The sequence below is a fragment of the Pseudomonas sp. ADAK2 TE3594 genome, assembly GCF_053628675.1.
The window spans coordinates 6,777,819-6,795,815 of record NZ_JBRJGV010000001.1 but is presented as its reverse complement, the minus strand read 5'-3'; the positions used below and the strand labels follow the sequence as shown (position 1 = coordinate 6,795,815).

General features: G+C 60.6%; 16 protein-coding genes and 1 pseudogene. 9 read left to right on the top strand and 8 right to left on the bottom strand.

From position 1 onward, the window contains the following. Positions 1-115 precede the first annotated feature (115 nt). Both AB7M22_RS30495 and AB7M22_RS30490 read left to right on the top strand, forming a co-directional pair. The gene (locus tag AB7M22_RS30495) at positions 116-1,081 is read left to right on the top strand and encodes an isopenicillin N synthase family dioxygenase (RefSeq protein WP_454188730.1); all 966 of its coding nucleotides are present in this window, start codon (positions 116-118) and stop codon (positions 1,079-1,081) included. A gap of 81 nt (positions 1,082-1,162) precedes the next feature. After that, positions 1,163-2,116 (top strand): adenosine deaminase, encoded by a 954-nt coding sequence (locus AB7M22_RS30490; RefSeq protein WP_007907140.1) that lies wholly within the window; start codon positions 1,163-1,165, stop codon positions 2,114-2,116. Positions 2,117-2,232: 116 nt separating this feature from the next. Here the strand turns inward: AB7M22_RS30490 and AB7M22_RS30485 are convergent, their stop codons facing one another. The 3 genes from AB7M22_RS30485 to AB7M22_RS30475 all read right to left on the bottom strand — a co-directional run bounded on the left by AB7M22_RS30485 (position 2,233) and on the right by AB7M22_RS30475 (position 5,730). Further along, on the bottom strand, positions 2,233-3,615 hold the full coding sequence (locus tag AB7M22_RS30485) for an MFS transporter (protein WP_454188729.1): 1,383 nt from the start codon (positions 3,613-3,615) through the stop codon (positions 2,233-2,235). A gap of 135 nt (positions 3,616-3,750) precedes the next feature. Further along, the gene (locus tag AB7M22_RS30480; RefSeq protein WP_048396202.1) at positions 3,751-4,485 is read right to left on the bottom strand and encodes an ArsR/SmtB family transcription factor; all 735 of its coding nucleotides are present in this window, start codon (positions 4,483-4,485) and stop codon (positions 3,751-3,753) included. A gap of 315 nt (positions 4,486-4,800) precedes the next feature. Continuing rightward, on the bottom strand, positions 4,801-5,730 hold the full coding sequence (locus AB7M22_RS30475) for a LysR family transcriptional regulator (RefSeq protein WP_454188728.1): 930 nt from the start codon (positions 5,728-5,730) through the stop codon (positions 4,801-4,803). A 117-nt stretch (positions 5,731-5,847) separates the two neighbouring features. On the opposite strand from AB7M22_RS30475, the gene AB7M22_RS30470 reads away from it, so the two are divergent. Together AB7M22_RS30470 and AB7M22_RS30465 are read left to right on the top strand one after the other, a co-directional pair. Beyond that, positions 5,848-6,861 (top strand): zinc-binding alcohol dehydrogenase family protein, encoded by a 1,014-nt coding sequence (locus AB7M22_RS30470; RefSeq protein ID WP_454188727.1) that lies wholly within the window; start codon positions 5,848-5,850, stop codon positions 6,859-6,861. Positions 6,862-7,115: 254 nt separating this feature from the next. Continuing rightward, positions 7,116-7,286, top strand: a complete 171-nt coding sequence (locus AB7M22_RS30465) for a hypothetical protein (RefSeq protein WP_007907130.1) — start codon at positions 7,116-7,118, stop codon at positions 7,284-7,286. 9 nt (positions 7,287-7,295) lie between these two features. On the opposite strand, the gene AB7M22_RS30460 is transcribed toward AB7M22_RS30465, so the two are convergent. After that, on the bottom strand, positions 7,296-8,492 hold the full coding sequence (locus AB7M22_RS30460; protein ID WP_454188726.1) for a multidrug effflux MFS transporter: 1,197 nt from the start codon (positions 8,490-8,492) through the stop codon (positions 7,296-7,298). Between the two features lie 93 nt (positions 8,493-8,585). After that, positions 8,586-8,783 (bottom strand): heavy-metal-associated domain-containing protein, encoded by a 198-nt coding sequence (locus tag AB7M22_RS30455; protein ID WP_008006328.1) that lies wholly within the window; start codon positions 8,781-8,783, stop codon positions 8,586-8,588. A 159-nt stretch (positions 8,784-8,942) separates the two neighbouring features. On the opposite strand from AB7M22_RS30455, the gene AB7M22_RS30450 reads away from it, so the two are divergent. The 3 genes from AB7M22_RS30450 to cueR all read left to right on the top strand — a co-directional run bounded on the left by AB7M22_RS30450 (position 8,943) and on the right by cueR (position 12,330). After that, positions 8,943-9,326 carry a hypothetical protein gene (locus AB7M22_RS30450; protein WP_008006330.1) on the top strand — a complete coding sequence of 128 codons (384 nt, stop codon included), beginning with the start codon at positions 8,943-8,945 and terminating at the stop codon, positions 9,324-9,326. 200 nt (positions 9,327-9,526) lie between these two features. Next, complete coding sequence (locus tag AB7M22_RS30445; protein ID WP_454188725.1) at positions 9,527-11,920, top strand: heavy metal translocating P-type ATPase; 2,394 nt, start codon at positions 9,527-9,529, stop codon at positions 11,918-11,920. Beyond that, positions 11,917-12,330 carry a Cu(I)-responsive transcriptional regulator gene (cueR, locus tag AB7M22_RS30440; protein WP_007907120.1) on the top strand — a complete coding sequence of 138 codons (414 nt, stop codon included), beginning with the start codon at positions 11,917-11,919 and terminating at the stop codon, positions 12,328-12,330. The genes AB7M22_RS30445 and cueR overlap by 4 nt, the downstream gene beginning before the upstream one ends. Here cueR and AB7M22_RS30435 read toward each other — a convergent pair. Beyond that, the gene (locus AB7M22_RS30435) at positions 12,284-13,498 is read right to left on the bottom strand and encodes an MFS transporter (protein WP_454188724.1); all 1,215 of its coding nucleotides are present in this window, start codon (positions 13,496-13,498) and stop codon (positions 12,284-12,286) included. The two genes, cueR and AB7M22_RS30435, sit on opposite strands and share 47 nt — an antisense overlap. A 215-nt stretch (positions 13,499-13,713) precedes the next feature. Beyond that, a complete protein-coding gene (locus AB7M22_RS30430; RefSeq protein WP_007907116.1) occupies positions 13,714-14,607 on the bottom strand; it encodes a PA4780 family RIO1-like protein kinase in 894 nt (297 codons plus the stop codon). A gap of 444 nt (positions 14,608-15,051) precedes the next feature. Here AB7M22_RS30430 and AB7M22_RS30425 point away from each other — a divergent pair. Both AB7M22_RS30425 and AB7M22_RS30420 read left to right on the top strand, forming a co-directional pair. Then, positions 15,052-16,140 (top strand): annotated as a pseudogene (locus AB7M22_RS30425) (cache domain-containing protein); the annotation flags it as partial. A gap of 90 nt (positions 16,141-16,230) precedes the next feature. Beyond that, entirely contained in the window at positions 16,231-16,998 is a 768-nt protein-coding gene (locus tag AB7M22_RS30420) for a methyl-accepting chemotaxis protein (RefSeq protein WP_370694472.1), read from the top strand. A gap of 203 nt (positions 16,999-17,201) precedes the next feature. Here AB7M22_RS30420 and AB7M22_RS30415 read toward each other — a convergent pair whose 3' ends face one another. After that, complete coding sequence (locus tag AB7M22_RS30415) at positions 17,202-17,993, bottom strand: AraC family transcriptional regulator (protein ID WP_454188723.1); 792 nt, start codon at positions 17,991-17,993, stop codon at positions 17,202-17,204. Positions 17,994-17,997 lie beyond the last annotated feature (4 nt).

Sequence of the window (17,997 nt, the reverse complement as noted above, 5' to 3'; positions counted from 1 at the left end):
GAGCGAGCCTGCTCGCGATAGCGGACTGACAGTCAACATTGATGCTGAATGTAATGGCCTTATCGCGAGCAGGCTCGCTCCCACATTGGATTTTCAGCGTTTTCAAGGACTGCGCATGAACCAACTCCCAATCATCGACATCAGTCCGCTCTACAGCGCTGATCAAAACGCCTGGCAATCGATCGCAACACAAATCGACCGCGCCTGCCGTGAATGGGGCTTTTTCTATATCAAGGGCCACCCGATCGCCCCGTCGCGTATCGACGCCGTGCTCGACCACGCCCAACGCTTCTTCGCCCTGCCCACCGCCGAAAAACTCAAGATCGACATCACCCAGACCCGCCACCACCGCGGCTATGGCGCTATCGCCACCGAGCAACTCGACCCGAGCAAACCCAGCGACCTGAAGGAAACCTTCGACATGGGCCTGCACCTGCCGGCCGATCATCCTGAGGTTATTGCGGAAAAACCTTTGCGCGGGCCTAACCGTTATCCGTCGATGCCCGGTTGGGAATCGCTGATGGAGCAACACTACGTCGACATGCAGGCGCTCGCTCAAACCCTATTGCGAGCCATGACCCTGGCATTGGGCATCGAGCGCGATTTCTTCGACAGCCGTTTCACAGAACCGGTCAGCGTGCTGCGGATGATTCATTACCCGCCGCGCCACACCGCCAGCACCGAAGATCAGCAAGGTGCCGGCGCTCACACCGATTACGGTTGCATCACCCTGCTCTACCAAGACACGGCCGGTGGCCTGCAAGTGCGTAACGTACGGGGCGAATGGATCGATGCGCCGCCGATCGAAGGCACGTTCGTGGTCAACCTCGGCGACATGATGGCGCGCTGGAGCAACGACCGTTACCTGTCGACGCCGCACCGGGTAATCAGCCCGTTGGGAGCGGATCGTTACTCGATGCCGTTCTTTGCCGAACCGCACCCCGACACGCCCATCGAATGCCTGCCCGGCTGCCAGGACGAACAGCATCCGGCAAAGTATCCGGCCACCACCTGCGCCGAGTTCCTGCTGTCGCGCTTTGCCGATACCTACGCCTATCGACGGCAACAGGAAGCCGTGTAATGAACCGGCTGGTCAGGTTTTGCTCATTGTTTCTGCGGGCATCTGTAGAATGCCCTCATTGCACCTGATGAGATTTCAAAAATGTACGACTGGCTGAACGCTCTGCCCAAGGCAGAATTGCACTTGCACCTGGAAGGTTCGCTGGAGCCTGAGCTGCTGTTCGCCCTGGCCGAACGCAACAAGATCGCCCTGCCGTGGAGCGACGTTGAAACGCTGCGCAAGGCTTACGCGTTCAATAACCTGCAAGAATTTCTCGACCTGTATTACCAGGGCGCCGATGTGTTGCGCACCTCTCAGGATTTCTATGACCTGACCTGGGCCTACCTGTTGCGCTGCAAGGCGCAGAACGTGATTCACACCGAACCGTTCTTTGACCCGCAAACCCACACCGACCGTGGCATCCCGTTCGAAGTAGTGCTCAACGGCATCGCCGCCGCACTGAAGGATGGCGAGCAGCAACTGGGCATCACCAGTGGTTTGATCCTCAGTTTCCTGCGTCACTTGAGCGAAGACGAAGCGCAGAAAACCCTCGACCAGGCGCTGCCGTTCCGCGATGCGTTTGTCGCCGTGGGCCTGGACAGTTCGGAGATGGGCCACCCGCCGAGCAAGTTCCAGCGGGTGTTCGATCGTGCACGCAGCGAAGGTTTCCTGACCGTGGCCCACGCCGGTGAAGAAGGCCCGCCCGAGTACATCTGGGAAGCCCTCGACCTGCTGAAAATCCAGCGCATCGACCATGGCGTGCGCGCCATCGAAGACGAGCGCTTGATGCAGCGGATCATCGACGAGCAGATCCCGCTGACCGTGTGCCCGTTGTCGAACACCAAGCTCTGCGTGTTCGATCACATGTCCCAGCACAACATCCTCGACATGCTCGAGCGCGGTGTGAAAGTCACGGTGAACTCCGATGACCCGGCCTACTTCGGCGGGTATGTCACCGAGAACTTCCACGCGCTGTACACCGATCTGGGCATGACCCAGGATCAGGCCAAGCGCCTGGCGCAGAACAGCCTGGATGCGCGGTTGGTGAAACCTTAAGGTTCACCAAATAAACCTGTGGGAGCGGGCTTGCCCGCGATGAGGCCATCAGCTTCAACATCACGTTGACTGACAATCCGCTATCGCGGGCAAGCCCGCTCCCACAGGTTCGGTGATTAACGGACGATCACCGGCTCGCTCAACTCTTCCAACGTCTTGCCCCGGGTCTCCATCCCGAACATCCACACCACCCCCGCCGCAATCGCAAAGCACATCGCACCCAGCGCAAACACCCCGCCCTGCCCGGTCATCGGGAACACCAGCCCGGTCACTAATGGCCCGAGCAACGAACCCACTCGGCCGATGGCTGACGCGAACCCCGAGCCCGTGGCGCGTGCCGACGTCGGGTACAACTCAGGGGTGTAGGTGTAGAGCACCGCCCACATGCCGAACAGAAAGAACTGCATCAGCAGCCCCGAGGTAATCAACAGACTGACGTTGCCGCCGAACACCGCACTCTGGCCATAAAGAAACGCCATGATGCCGCCGCCGAGCAATGTCACGACGCACACCGGTTTACGCCCCCAACGCTCCACCAGCCAGGCAGCCATAAGGAAACCGGGAATCCCGCCGAGGGAAATCAGCACCGTGTAATACACCGACTGGGTCACGGCGAAACCCGATTGCTGCAACAGCGCACTGAGCCAGGACGTCAGGCCATAGAAACCCAGCAAGGCGAAGAACCACACACTCCAGATCATCATCGTGCGCTGGCGATACTGCGGCGACCAGATCTCTCGTAGCGCAGAGAAGAAAGTGCCCGGTTGACTCGCCACCCGGGGCAGACGAATCGGGTCAGGCAAATCCGCACGGCCCAGTGAAGTCCGAACCCGGTCTTCGATGCCGCGCAAGACCTTATCCGCCGCATCATGATGCCCGGCCTGCTCCAGCCAGCGCGGAGACTCGGGAATGAAAAAACGAATCGCCAGGACGAACACTGCCGGCACCGCCAACACCAGAAAGATGTCGCGCCAGCCAATCACCGGCAACAGGAAGTACGACAGCACTCCGGCCGCGACGAAACCGAGCGGCCAAAAACCATCCATCAACGCGATGTAACGCCCACGTCGCTTTGCCGGAATCAGCTCGGACAGCATTGACTGCGCAATCGGAAACTCCATGCCCATGCCGATCCCCAGCAGGATCCGGAACAGCGTCAGCGTTTCAACGTTCTGCGCCGTGGAGCACAGGTAGCTGGCGATGCCCCACAGCACAATGCTCCACTGAAACACCGGTTTGCGCCCGAAGCGGTCGGCCAACATACCGGACAGCGATGCGCCCATGACCATGCCGAAGAAACTCGAACTGGCCAGCAGGCCCGCCTGCGCTGTACTAAGGCCGAACTCGGTTTTGATCGAGCCAAGGAGGAAGGTCATCATCGCCAGGTCCATGGAGTCGAAGAAAAACGCCAGGGCAATGATGATGAAAATGATGCGGTGATAACCGCTGATGGGCAGCCGTTCCAATCGTTCTGCCGCGCTGAAGCTTCGTGTGTCCATGCCACATTCCCCCAATCCGAAAGTCCCCGGATCGAGTGTGCGCGATAGTGGCTGGGGGTTATTGCTGGATGCGACCTGTCCACAGCTCTGAACGACGTCTGAAACAAAGATCCCGGACGTCGCGCCTCGATGGCTCTAAAGCGCCATTTCCAGTTCGGTTTCCTTGGCGAAGCGATGGATTTCCCGTTGCCCCGCAGCGGTGATCTGCAACGCTCGCGAATCGTTGGGCAGGCTCAACCAGCCCGATTGCATGAACAGCTGCAACAACGCCGCGCCCAATGAACCACCCATGTGCGGGCGTCTTTCGCTCCAGTCCGGGCAAGCGCAGGCGACTCTGCTGTTGCGATGAGCCAACGCCTGGATGAATACCCCGCGCGTGGCCAATTGTGTGGCGCCCTTGTGAGTGATCATGACCCGTTGATCGAGCTGCTCGATCCACCCCGCATCCAGCAGACGCTGGTAGAGGTCGGCGGCCAGGGTGCCGCCCAGATGGTCGTCGCAGAGTCTGGCCCGCAGCAATGAGGAAGGCGCCGCCTGAGGTTTGGCGATAGGGCTCGTGCGTTTGAAAACCTCTGGAATGTCCCGAGGCGCGCTGGCCAGGGTCGCGCTGGCCAGCGCTTCTATCGCGGCGCCGACTTCGGGCGCGGCAAGCCGGAAAAACCGTTTGCGTCCACGGGTTTCGACTTTCAACAGACCTCCGGCGGACAAACGCCCTAAATGCGCACTGGCCGAAGACGGCGACAGGCCGGCCAGCAACGCCAGCTCTTCGGTTTGTCGCGCCGAGCCGTCCATCAAGGCCCACATCATTGCGCTGCGCTTCGGGTCAGCCAGCAATGTGGCGATCTGGCTGATGCAAGGTGCATGTTCCATGTATTCACTCCCTGTTGAATCGTTTCGTCTACTGCTCAGAGACATCTTGACCAGTAATGTGTCGTCGGCCAAGGCGCGAAAACCGCCATAAACCGGGCAAAGCCACCCACTCACCCAGCCATTGCTTCGTGGGTGCTACGAAGGTCCGGTGATGACCATCGGGTCTGACCGAATCGAACCTGAACTCGCCATTGCGAGGTCGACGGTGCGTACATGAGGCGAGCGCTAGTATAAGCGGGTTAACCGCCGGTTCCTGCCCTCGGGGATCCATTGGTGGTGATAGTTCCTGACAGAAATTTCGCTATTTGCCTGCGACTAATGATCGACATCCGATTTCGTTGGAAATTGACTGCTTATTCGAGCGCATCGGCTGGCAAGCATTTCCCGCAAAAGGTTCACCGGCTTACTCAATTGTGCGCGATGGGCGCACAGCAAATTCAGCGGTGCGCGCTCACAGAGCAGCTCCGGCATCAGCACTTTCAACCGGCCGGCCAGCACATCGGCCGCTACGTCGAGCCAGGATTTATACGCAATCCCCGCCCCGGCTATGGCCCACAGACGCACAACATCGGCGTCGTCACTGAAGCGATCGCCACTGACCGTCAGGCTCACCTCGCGTTTGCCATCGTGGAAACTCCAGTGATCGTGAACCCGACTGCCGAGCATGAACAACAGGCAGTTGTGCTGAGCCAATTGCTCCAGATGCCGAGGTTCGCCATGCCGGGCCAGGTAACTCGGCGCCGCACAGAGCACACGACGGTTTTGCGGGGCGATGGGCAACGCCACCAGGCTCGAGTCTTCTGGCTCGCCATAACGCAGGGCAATGTCCACCGGTTGGCGGAACAGGTCGGCAATGCGGTCGCCCAGCAGCAACCGTACGGTGAGTTTCGGATGCTCGTGCTGAAACTCATCGAGCCATGGCAACAGCAGGTTGCGACCGAAATCCGAAGGCGCCGACAGCTGCAAAATCCCGCTGACCTGATCCTGCCCGCTGGCCAGCAGGCGGCGGCCCTCATCAAGATTGCTCAAGGCTGCCCGGGCGTATTCCAGAAAGCCCTCGCCTTCAGCGGTCAGGCGCAGGCTACGGGTAGAACGGGCGAGCAAGCGCGCGCCGAGTTGCTGTTCGATGCGCTTCAACGCCGCACTGGCCACCGCCGCCGACATATCCATCACCCGTGCCGCCGCCGACAGACTGCCCAGGTCCGCGGCCCGAACGAACAACTGCAAGTCATCGAAACGCAACATCTTCAGCCCCGATTATCAAAAAAATATTGAAAGAGACTGCTCTTTTAGCGGGTTTTATCTTGCCGGGAAATAACCAATCATCTGTCCCATCGAAATCATTCCCTCCCAGGAGCCCACATGAAAGCCATTGCCTACTACACCTCCCTGCCCATCAGCGACGAAAAATCCCTGCAAGACATCGAACTGCCAGAACCGGTCGCCGGCCCGCGTGACCTGTTGGTGGAGGTCAAAGCCATCTCAGTCAACCCGGTGGACACCAAGGTCCGCCAGAACGTTGAGCCTGAAGGCGGCGCGGCAAAGGTGCTGGGCTGGGACGTGGCCGGTGTGGTCAAGGCTGTCGGCAGCGAAGTGACCTTGTTCAAGGCCGGCGACAAAGTGTTCTACGCCGGCTCCATCGCCCGTGCCGGCGGCAATAGCGAGTTGCATGTGGTGGACGAGCGAATCGTCGGCCATATGCCGAAGAGCCTCGGTTTCGCCGAAGCCGCCGCCCTGCCGCTGACCGCCATCACCGCGTGGGAACTGTTGTTCGAACGCTTGCAAGTGCGCGAAGGCAAAACCGATGAGGGCCAGAGCCTGCTGATCGTCGGTGCCGCTGGGGGTGTGGGTTCCATCCTCACGCAATTGGCCAGCCAGCTCACGGGGCTGAAGGTCATCGGCACCGCTTCCCGTGCACAAACCCAGAGCTGGGTGCGTGACTTGGGCGCCGATCAAGTGATCGATCATAGCCAGCCGCTGAGTGAGGAACTCAAACGTGCCGGGTTCGAGCAGGTGACCCACGTCGCCAGCCTTACCCAGACCGATCAACACCTGGATCAATTGGTGGAAGCGTTGGCGCCGCAAGGCAAACTGGCGCTGATCGACGATCCGAAGTCGCTGGACGTGACCAAGCTCAAGCGCAAGAGCCTGTCGCTGCACTGGGAATTCATGTACACCCGCTCGCTGTTTGAAACCGCAGACATGATCGAGCAGCACAAACTGCTCAACCGCGTTGCCGGGCTAATCGATGCGGGCACATTGAAAACCACGGTCGGCGAGCACTTCGGAACCATCAACGCGGCCAACCTGCGTCGTGCCCATGAACTGTTGGAGAGCGGCAAGTCCAAGGGCAAGATTGTGCTTGAAGGGTTCTGAAGAGTAGGAGCTGCCGGAGGCTGCGATCTTTTGATCTTGTGTTTTAAAAGCAAGATCAAAAGATCGCAGCCTCCGGCAGCTCCTACAGGGTACGACCGAAATATCCGGGATGTACGTCGATCTCTGTTGCCGTCAGTCAGAGAATTGACCGTTGTCACAATTGCGATCGTATTCGGGTCTACAATCGAAAACTCTGCGAACAATCATTCACGTGATGTCTTTTACGAGACGTCTTTTACGAAAGGAGCTCAGCAATGAAGATCCTGATAAAAGAAGTGGCAACATCCCGCTGGCAGGTCCGCCTGGATCAACACGCTGTGACGTTCCGCAGTGAGGCCGAAGCCCTGGCCTTCACTAAAACGCTTGAAGCGCGCTTGCACGCGCCCCATCAGATTCCCGACCGTCAGCATCGCGCTGCTGGCTGAGTCCCGTCCTCAGACCTGGGCTTGCGTCAGCGCCCGGGCATTTTGTAAACGTCGGGTGAGCGTCGCCGCGCTCACCACCAGAATCCCGCACAGGCTGATGACCATGGCCATCGGCATGGCGCTGCCATCGTGCAAAACACCCACCAATGCTGCGGCCCCGGCGGCGACGCTGAACTGCAGGCAACCGAGCATCGCCGAGGCACTGCCCGCCCGCGCGCCCTGCCCGTTCATGGCGCAGGCCGACGCGTTAGGCACTATGCAACCCAGGCTGGCGATGCAGAGGAAAAGCGGAATCAGTAACGGCCACAACTGCTCGGTGTGCAACGCGCTGACCGCCAACAGGGCCAAACCGCCCGCCAGATAGAGCCAGACAGTACGCGCCAGTAAAAAGGCCGGACCGCGCTTTGCCAGCAATCGCGCATTCACCTGGGCTACCAGAATGAAACCCGCCGCGTTAATGCCGAACAGCCAGCCGAAATGCTCGGCCGGCACGCCATAGAGTTTGATGAAGACGAATGGTGAACCGGCGATGTAGGCAAACATCCCGGCGATGGCGACACCACCGGTCAGGGCATGGCCGAGGAAGACCGGGTCCGCCAACAACCGACCATACTGGCGTAGCGCGCCCGACAACGGTTGGCGCGGCACATGGGCCGGCAAACTTTCCGGCAGCCCGAGAGCCACTGCCAACCCTGCCAGTGCACTGAAACCGGTCAGCACGAGAAAGATCGACTGCCAGCCAGTCGTGTTGACCAGCAACCCGCCCAGCATCGGCGCAAGAATCGGCGCCAGGCCCATCACCAGCATCAACTGCGAAAAGACCTTCGCCGACCCCACCGCATCGCATTTATCGCTGACCACCGCCCGGGCAATCACCATGCCCGCGCAACCGCCCAGCGCCTGGACGAAACGTGCGCCGATCAGCCACTCCAGGGTCGGCGCATAGGCACAGGCCAATGAAGCGGCGGTGAACAAACCGACACCTGTCAGCAAGGGAATCCGTCGCCCAAAGCGATCCGCCACCGGGCCGTACGCCAGTTGGCCAATGGACAGGCCGAGGAAATAGGCCGCGAGGGTCAGTTGAACGTGTTTTTCGTCGGTGCCGAAAGCGAGCGCCATCGCCGGGAATGCCGGCAGATAGAAATCGATCGCCAGCGGACCGAAAGCGCTCAAGGCGCCGAGAATCAGGATTGTACGGAGGTTCATCAGGCGTCCAGGTTAGACAGGAATCGGCAGGCCGACAGTCTAGCCTTGCATGGACGCCTTGAACATTCCGTTAGGTCGCTAACTATTAAAAAGTTAGATTTGTTTTACCCCGTAACCCTCTTCGCTGATCGCGGCGATCACCTGATCGGCCGTCAGCGCACTTTCAACGCCGACTTCTTTTGCCGCCAGATCAATGCGCACGCTGGCCGCGGGATCCTTGGCTTGCAGCGCCTGAGTGATGGCCTTGACGCAATGACCGCAGGACATGCCTTCAACGTTGAACACTTGCATGGGACGTCTCCTTAATGGGGCCCTTTAATAGGGTTGAGGGCAGTCTCGAGCTTGCCACCATGGCAAGGTCAAGTTCTGAAGCAAGCTGCCGGGCTGGCAATCGGCGTCGTGCTCGGCCAAGCTGCGTCCATCTATGACTCGACATCAGGAGATTCAGCCATGCGCTGGTCAGCTCTCAGCCTGTTTGGCTTCCTCAGCCTATTTGCCGCGATACCTTCGGTTCAAGCCGCCGGGGAGGATTACGGCGTGCTGATCATTTCCCGCGAGCGCCTGGAGGTTTCGACTTCCTGCGAGATCGGCGTGTACATCCAGGATCAGCTATCGGCGCGACTGTTCCAGGAACAGAGCACCTCGTTCAACCTGCCGCCGGGCAATGTGTCCCTGCGTCTCAAGCTGCTGCCGGGCCAGGCGCCGGGTTGCAACCCGGGCATGCTCGCGCCGGGGTCGCAGAACATCACGCTCAAGGCCGGGGATGTGTTGAAGTTCCGGATTGCGATGACGCAGGAAGGGATGTACCTCAAGCCTGCCGCCCTCGAGTATTGATCACCACCTACCTGTAGGAGCGAGGCTTGCCCGCGAAGAGGCCATAACAGTCAGCATCGATGGTGAATGTGATGGACCCTTCGCGGGCAAGCCTCGCTCCTACGAGGTGCAGAGTCGCGAGATGATTTACAGAGTGGCGCTTGACCTTGCCCGCATGGCAAGGTTGATCCTGTAGGTAATTTCTACAGGGAGCGTGACCGATGTCCGAATCCACTACTTTCGATCTGCCGATCGCCGGCATGACCTGCGCCAGTTGCGCCGGGCGTGTCGAGCGTGCCTTGAGCAAAGTTCTCGGCGCCACGGCCGTCAGCGTCAACCTGGCCACCGAACAGGCCCGGGTTCAAGCGCCCAGCGACAGCCTGCCGGCCTTAATGGACGCGGTGCAGCAGGCCGGCTACAGCGTGCCACAGCAGACTCTGGAATTGAGCATCGACGGCATGACCTGCGCCTCCTGTGTCGGCCGCGTCGAACGGGCACTGGCCAAGGTGCCGGGGGTCAAAAGTGTCAGCGTCAACTTGGCCAACGAGCGTGCCCACCTCGAATTGCTCGGCCAAGTCGATCCGCAACCCCTGATCGGCGCCGTGACCAAGGCCGGTTACTCCGCCAGCGTCTGGGAAGTCGAACACCCGCAAATCGACAATCAACAACAACGACTGCACCGTGAACGCTGGGCTTTGCTGGCGGCCATCGCCCTCGCTTTGCCGCTGGTGCTGCCAATGGTGCTGCAACCTTTCGGCGTGCACTGGATGCTCCCGGCGTGGGTGCAGTTCGCGTTGGCGACGCCGGTGCAGTTCATCTTCGGCGCGCGCTTCTATGTCGCTGCGTGGAAAGCCGTGCGCGCCGGCGCCGGCAATATGGATTTGCTGGTAGCTCTGGGCACCAGCGCTGGGTACGGCTTGAGCGTTTACGAGTGGGCCACTGCTGCCGGTCGCCTGCCGCACCTGTATTTCGAAGCCTCGGCGGTGGTGATCGCCTTGGTATTGCTGGGCAAATACCTGGAAAGCCGCGCCAAGCGCCAGACCGCCAGCGCCATCCGCGCCCTTGAAGCCTTGCGTCCGGAGCGAGCCATTCAGGTAATCGATGGCCGCGAGCAGGAGGTTGCGATCAGCGCTTTGCGCCTCAACGATCTGGTCATGGTCAAACCCGGCGAACGCTTCCCGGTGGATGGCATTGTTGTGGAAGGCCAGAGCCACGCCGATGAAGCACTGATCAGCGGCGAAAGCCTGCCGGTACCCAAACAACCGGGTGACAAGGTCACCGGCGGCGCCATCAATGGCGAAGGTCGGCTGCTGGTTCAGACCTTGGCGCTCGGCGCAGAAACCGTGCTGGCGCGGATCATCCGCCTAGTCGAAGACGCGCAGGCGGCCAAAGCGCCGATCCAGAAACTGGTGGATAAAGTCAGCCAGGTGTTCGTGCCTGTGGTTCTGCTGATTGCGCTGGCGACCCTGCTCGGTTGGTGGCTGTACGGCGCGCCACTGGAAACCGCATTGATCAACGCGGTCGCGGTGCTGGTGATCGCCTGCCCTTGCGCACTCGGGCTAGCCACGCCGACGGCCATCATGGCCGGTACCGGTGTGGCGGCGCGCTACGGGATTTTGATCAAGGACGCCGAAGCGCTGGAGCGTGCTCATGAAGTCAGCGCCGTGGTGTTCGACAAGACTGGCACACTGACTTCGGGTGCGCCGCGCATCGCTCATCTGAGGGCCATCGAAGGTGACGAAGCGGCCTTGTTGCAAATGGCCGGGGCGCTGCAACGCGGCAGTGAACACCCGCTGGCCAAGGCGGTGCTGGATGCCTGCACCGAACGCGGGTTGACCGTGGCCGATGTCAGCGACAGTCAATCGCTGACCGGGCGCGGCATTGCCGGCAGTCTCGACGGTCGGCGATTGGCTTTGGGCAATCGGCGTCTGCTGGAGGAAAGCGGACTGAGCGCCGGGCCATTGGCCGACTCTGCAACCGCTTGGGAAACCGAAGGCCGGACCCTGTCCTGGCTCATCGAACAAAGCCCTGAACCACGAGTGCTCGGCCTGTTCGCCTTCGGTGACACGCTCAAACCCGGTGCCTTGCAAGCGGTGCAACAGCTGAATGCACGGAACATCAGCAGCCATCTGCTGACCGGCGATAACCGCGGCAGCGCCAAGGTGGTCGCCGAGGCGCTGGGCATCAGCGATGTCCACGCCGAAGTTTTGCCGGCGGACAAAGCCGCCACCGTCGCCGCCCTGAAAAAAACCGGTGTGGTGGCGATGGTCGGCGACGGCATCAACGACGCGCCAGCACTAGCCGCGGCAGACATCGGCATCGCCATGGGCGGCGGCACTGACGTCGCCATGCACGCTGCCGGGATCACCCTGATGCGCGGCGATCCACGGCTGGTGCCGGCGGCGCTGGAGATCAGCCGCAAGACCTACGCGAAAATTCGCCAGAACCTGTTCTGGGCCTTCGTCTATAACCTGATCGGCCTGCCGCTGGCGGCGTTCGGCTTCCTCAACCCGGTGCTGGCCGGCGCGGCCATGGCGCTGTCGAGCGTCAGCGTGGTCAGCAATGCGTTACTGTTGAAAACCTGGAAACCCAAAGACTTGGAGGACGACCGATGAATATTGGCCAAGCGGCCCGCCAGAGCGGTCTGAGCGCGAAGATGATTCGTTACTACGAATCCATCGGCCTGCTCAAGGCGGCCCATCGCACCGACAGCGGCTATCGGGTCTATGGCGACGACGATCTGCATACTCTGGCGTTCATCAAGCGCTCTCGGGATTTGGGTTTTTCGCTGGAGGAAGTCGGCAAACTGCTGACCCTCTGGCAAGACCGTCAGCGCGCCAGCGCCGATGTGAAGGCGCTGGCCCGTCAGCACATCGACGAGCTGAACCAGAAGATTCGCGAACTCGGCCAACTGCGCGACACCCTGCAAGACCTGGTAGAACATTGCCACGGCGACCACCGCCCGGACTGCCCGATCCTCAAGGAGCTGGCGTCGGGCTGCTGCGCCGAACCCGCCCATTCCTGAGCGCCAAGCCCTTCGCCACCAGCAACGTGGTGAGGGGAATACCATGGAACAACAGCACCACCGCGCCGGGCGTCCACCACTTATAGAACGGCGCGGCGATCAACATACCGACGCCGAAGCCGGTCATTTGCAGCAGCGTCAGAAAACTGAAAATCGGCAGACGCAGGTTGTCCGGTTCACGTTGCAGACGCGACATCAGACCGACTTCCGAGAACCCGTCGCCCAAGCCTGCGGGCAATGAAAACAGCAGTAAGCCGTAAAGGGTTTGCTGTTGGAACATCAGGATGAAGCCGCAGGACATCAGCAAAACGCCGAAGAAAAATCGCCGTTCCAGATGAACGTTGTCCGTACCTTTCAGGCGACTGGCAATTCGCGCACCGATGAATTTTCCGCTGGCCCAGACCGCCAGCATCATGCCCAGGGTGGTGCTGGCCGACTCGGGTGTCAGCAGTTTTGAGATGATCGGGAAACCGACGTTGTGTGCGGCGCTGCCCAGCGTATCGGCCATCGCGACGGCAAGCATCGCCGCCAGCACCGGCGCGGTGCGCAAACCCTGACGCAGGACCGACCATTCGCCTTGTTGCTGAAGGGGTTCATCACTGGATGCAGGTCTGGAAAACCGCAGCGGCACAATCAACAACGCCGCCAGCAGATAAGTGGCCACGTTCAGGGCAAACACCGTTTCAAAGCCAAACCCCGCCACCAACAACCCCGCCACCAGACTCCCGCCGACCATCGCCGCAGACGACGCCGAGGTCATCCAGGCGTTGGTCTTGAGCAGCTGCGCCTTATCGATCATGTGCGGCAATTGGCTGTTGAGGCCAATGGCGAACATCGAATTGCCGAACCCCAGACCGAACGCGATCAGCGGTAGCAGCAGCGTTTGTTGGCTGACCGGCAACACCAGCAGCAGGCCCAGCAAACCGGCGCGCAGCAGATCGAAGGCAATCAGCGGCAGACGCCCGGCCCAGCGGCGATAGAACCGGGTGCCGATCAAACTGGCAAAGATCCCCCCGGCTACACGGCTGGCGAGGAAGATCCCGACACTCATGGCGCTGTTGCTGAGCAGGTAGACGTAGGTGGCCAGGGCAACCATGTTGAGGAAAGCGCCGAAGTCCGAAATCAGCCGGGCGGCGATGATCAGTTGGGCGTTGCGGGTGGAGTTCACATTCAGTCCTTGAGTGTGGTGAGTATCGCCGTTGTGGATTGTCTGGTCTGACGCCATCGCGGGCAAGCCACGCTCCCACAGGTCAGGTGTCGATCATAGAATCCGGGGGCGACACAAAACCTGTGGGAGCGGGCTTGCCCGCGATGCAGACGACGCGGTCCCAAAAAAGCACCTGCAAAAAAAACCCGGCCGAAGCCGGGTTTTGGGTCAACCGATCACTGCATCCAGGGCGGAGGCGGTTCTTCGGCTTTGCTCGGTGGCGCGTCGTCCGCAGCGCGGATCGCTTGCTTACGCTCTTCATCGAGACGGGCCGCCTCGATTTCGCGCATGATCCCGCCGACGTCCGCCAGCTCTTCCGGCTCGTCGAACTCGCCGGTCAACACACTGGCCGGGTGCAAGGTGCCGGCTTCATACAACGCCCACATTTCCTTGGCGTACTTGGTGCGTTTCAACTCCGGTGCAAAGCGACCGAAGTACGACGCCATGTTGCCCACGTCCCGTTCCAGCATGTTGAACGCGTGGTTGTTGCCCGCCGCGTCGACCGCTTGCGGCAAGTCGATGATGACCGGACCGGTCGGCGTCAGCAGTACGTTGAACTCGGACAGGTCACCGTGCACCAGACCGGTACACAGCATCAGCACGATCTGCGAAATCAGAAACGCGTGATATTCGCGCGCCTGGTCCGGTTCCAGCACCACGTCGTTCAGACGCGGCGCGGCATCGCCGTACTCGTCGGCCACCAGTTCCATCAGCAGCACGCCTTCGAGGAAGTCATACGGCTTGGGGACGCGCACACCGGCACCGGCCAGGCGGAACAACGCCGCCACTTCGGCATTCTGCCAGGCGTCTTCGGTTTCTTTCTTGCCGAACTTGGAGCCCTTGGCCATCGCTCGAGCCTGCCGGCTGTTGCGCACCTTACGGCCTTCCTGATACTCGGCCGCCTGACGAAAACTGCGTTTATTCGCCTCCTTGTAGACCTTGGCACAACGCAGCTCGTTGCCGCAGCGCACCACATAAACAGCTGCTTCTTTACCACTCATGAGTGGGCGCAGCACCTCGTCGACCAGACCGTCCTCGATCAGGGGTTCAATGCGTTTTGGAGTCTTCATCAGCTTTTATTGTGGGTCCTTTATTACCAAACACGCGAAAGTCATTCGTTATACGGCAATCCACTCATTCGCGGGAGGGGTTGCCGACCTATGAACGTTCCCATGAACATCAAGAAGCACACAATGTGCCGGATTAATCAGACACAACTCATCGACCGCTCAAGATCATAGCTGAGCCTGCGCCACTTGTTGATGAAGGGCTACAAGGGCATTTGCGACAGAATCTGACACGTAGTCCCTACCCTTCGCCGGATTTTTCTCAACAGGCCTCAATTTCCACGTTCCTCAGCCGAAGTCATTAGAGAGAAAAGGAATTGTCCGACAATCGCCCCGACAACGATAACGAGGGCGCACTCAAGGATCGGGGTATCGAACGTTTTCGGCTGCCAATAATCCGCGAGTCATCTGCACTGCGTGGGCCTACAAGAAAAAACTGGAGCGCGGATGAACATCAAACAGAAGCTGACCTGGGCGTTTGCAATCATCGCCTGCTTGCCCGTGGTGCTGGTCGCCACCCTCGTGGTGCTGAACTTGCGCAGCGATGCCAAGGATAATTTTGTCGATGGCAGCGGCCGCGAGATTCGTCAGGTCAGCAATGCCATGCAACTGTTCTTTGACGGCATCAGCCAGAACGTCGATTACCTGGCCACCCAACCGCTGATCAAGAACTCCGACGACAGCCTCAAGACCTACATGAGCGCCAACGCCGAGAGCATTCCCCAAGGCGAGTCGGATAAAAAGGTTTTCGCCCTCCTCCAGGACCTGGGCAACAGCCACCCGGCCTACGCCTACGCCATCCTCGGTACGGCGGCGGGCGGTTACGTGTCATGGCCGGACGACGCGAAGCTGAGCAATTACGACCCGCGCCAGCGCCCGTGGTACAAGGCCGCGCAGGCCAAACCCGGTAAACCGTTTCGCACCGAGGCCTATTACTGGGCTCAGGATGACGCGACATACGTCAGCACCGTGCGCACCATCGACAACAAGCTGGGCACCAACGGCGGCGTGGTCAGCATTGATGTGACGCTCAAGCAGCTCACTGAAATCGTCAAACAGATCAAACTCGGCGAAACCGGCTACCTGATGCTGGTGGAAAACACCGGCACGGTGCTGGTCGATCCGAAGCAACCAGCAAACAACTTCAAAGCCCTGACCAGTCTCGGCGACGGATACGCGCAGCTGGCCAAGGCCGGCAAAGGCCTGGTAGAAGTCGAGCTCAATGGTGAGCGCTACATGGCCAACGTCTGGCCGTCGGAACAACTGGGCTGGACCTTCATCGGCCTGATCAAGCAGACCGACGTGATGAGCTCGGCCACTCAACTGACCTGGCTGATCGCGATCATCGCGGCGGTACTGGCGGTGTTCTTCGCCATCGTCGGCGCCAGCTTCGCCAGCCTGATCGTGCGGCCGATCCGCAGCGTGGCCAGCGGTCTGGAAGGCATCGCCCAGGGTGAAGGCGACCTGACCAAGAACCTGCAAATCCGTGGCAGCGACGAAACGGCTCAACTGGCCAACTGGTTCAACCAGTTTCTGGCGGCAATTCGCAACCTGATCCAGAGCATCGGCGGCGCCGCGACCAAGATCCTCGCCACCTCCCAGAGTTCGACCCAGGTGTCCAGCGACATGGCCGAAGCCGCCGGGCGTCAGCGTGAAGCGGTGGACATGGTGTCCACGGCGTTCCACGAAATGGTCGCCACCGCCAACGAAGTCGCACGCTCCTGCAGCCAGGCCGCCGAGTCGGCCGACAGCGGCCAGCGCCAGGCGCGCGAAGGCCAGCAGCAGATCGATGCCGCAGTGAGCAGTGTTGATCGCTTGAGCCAGGAAATCGAACAGTCGGCGCAATCGATGCAACAGCTTGAGCGCGATAGCAACGACATTCAGTCGATCCTCGGGACCATTCGCTCCATCGCGGAACAGACCAACCTGCTGGCACTGAACGCCGCCATCGAAGCGGCCCGGGCCGGTGAACAGGGTCGTGGTTTTGCGGTGGTGGCGGATGAAGTTCGCGCCTTGGCCAAACGGACTGCCGATTCCACGGCGGAAATCGACGGGCTGCTGGGTAATCTGGCCAAGCGCACCAGCCAGGTGACGCAGCAGATGCATGCGAGCCTGGAAGTGTCGCAGCAATCGGTGACCCGCATCGGCGAAGCGCGCAGCAGCTTCGGGCAGATTCGTGAATCGGTGGATGTGATTCGCGACATGAACACTCAAATCGCCACGGCGGCTGAGGAACAGCATCAAGTGGCGGAAGACATCAATCGCCACATCAGCCAGATTCATGGCGATGCGCAGTTGGTGGCAGAACTGGCGAACTCGGCGCGCCTGGATTCGCAGAGCCTGGCCGGGTTGTCGAATGAGCTGGACGGGTTGGTTCGACGGTTCAGGACCTGATCCAAAATCCCGGTGGCCGCTTCGCGGCCAATCGCGAGCAGGCTCGCTCCCACAAGGACAGCGCAAAACCCTGCTCGCGAAGACGGACAGTCAGCCAACAGAGATGTTGAATGTGATGGCCTCTTCGCGGGCAAGCCTCGCTCCTACAGGTTTTGTGTCGGATGCGATCCCTGTAGGAGCGAGGCTTGCCCGCGAAGGCGTCATCACTGCCTAAACAATTCCCCCGGGGTAAACCCGAACAACCCCTTGAACGCCGCAATAAACGCCGACGTCGAGTCATACCCGCAAGACAGCGCGGCATTGGTCACGCTGTTCCCCTCCTCCAGCAAACTCAGCGACGACAGCAGCCGCATGCGCTGCCGCCAGCCGCGGAAACTCAACCCGGTTTCACGCTGGAACAAGCGCATCAGGGTTTTCTCCGACGTGCCCAAACGCTCGGCCCATTCCTGCAAGGTCGCATTGCGCTCAGGGCTGTCGATCAGCTCGTTGCACAAGCCCAACAAACGTTCATGCCGGGGCAGCGGCAGGGAAAACCCCACCTCGGGCAGACTCGCTAACTGATCCAGCAACACGCCCACCAACCGCGCCTCCTGGCTGTCGCCCTGTGGATATTCCACGGGAAGCAGGCAAAAACGCTTGATCAGCTCCCGTGCCAACGGCGTGACTTCCAGCACTCGGCAACGCCCATCCGCCCATTGGCAGTCCTCGCGGCGCACGTACAGGCTGCGCATCTCGGCTCGCATCGAGGTCACGACCTGATGCTCGAGATCCGCCGGAATCCAGATGCCCCACTGCGGAGGTGCAAAGAAGCTGCCTTCGGCGGTATGCACGCCAAGAACACCGCTGATGGCGTAGGAAAACTGCACCCAGTCGTGACGATGAGGCGGTGTCCACGAACCGGCGTTCAGACTTTCCGCTCGTGCATACAGCGGACGCGGCAACGCCGTAAGTGCCGGGATGGTGCGTTCGAGGGAAAGTTGTCCGTTAGTCGGCATTGAT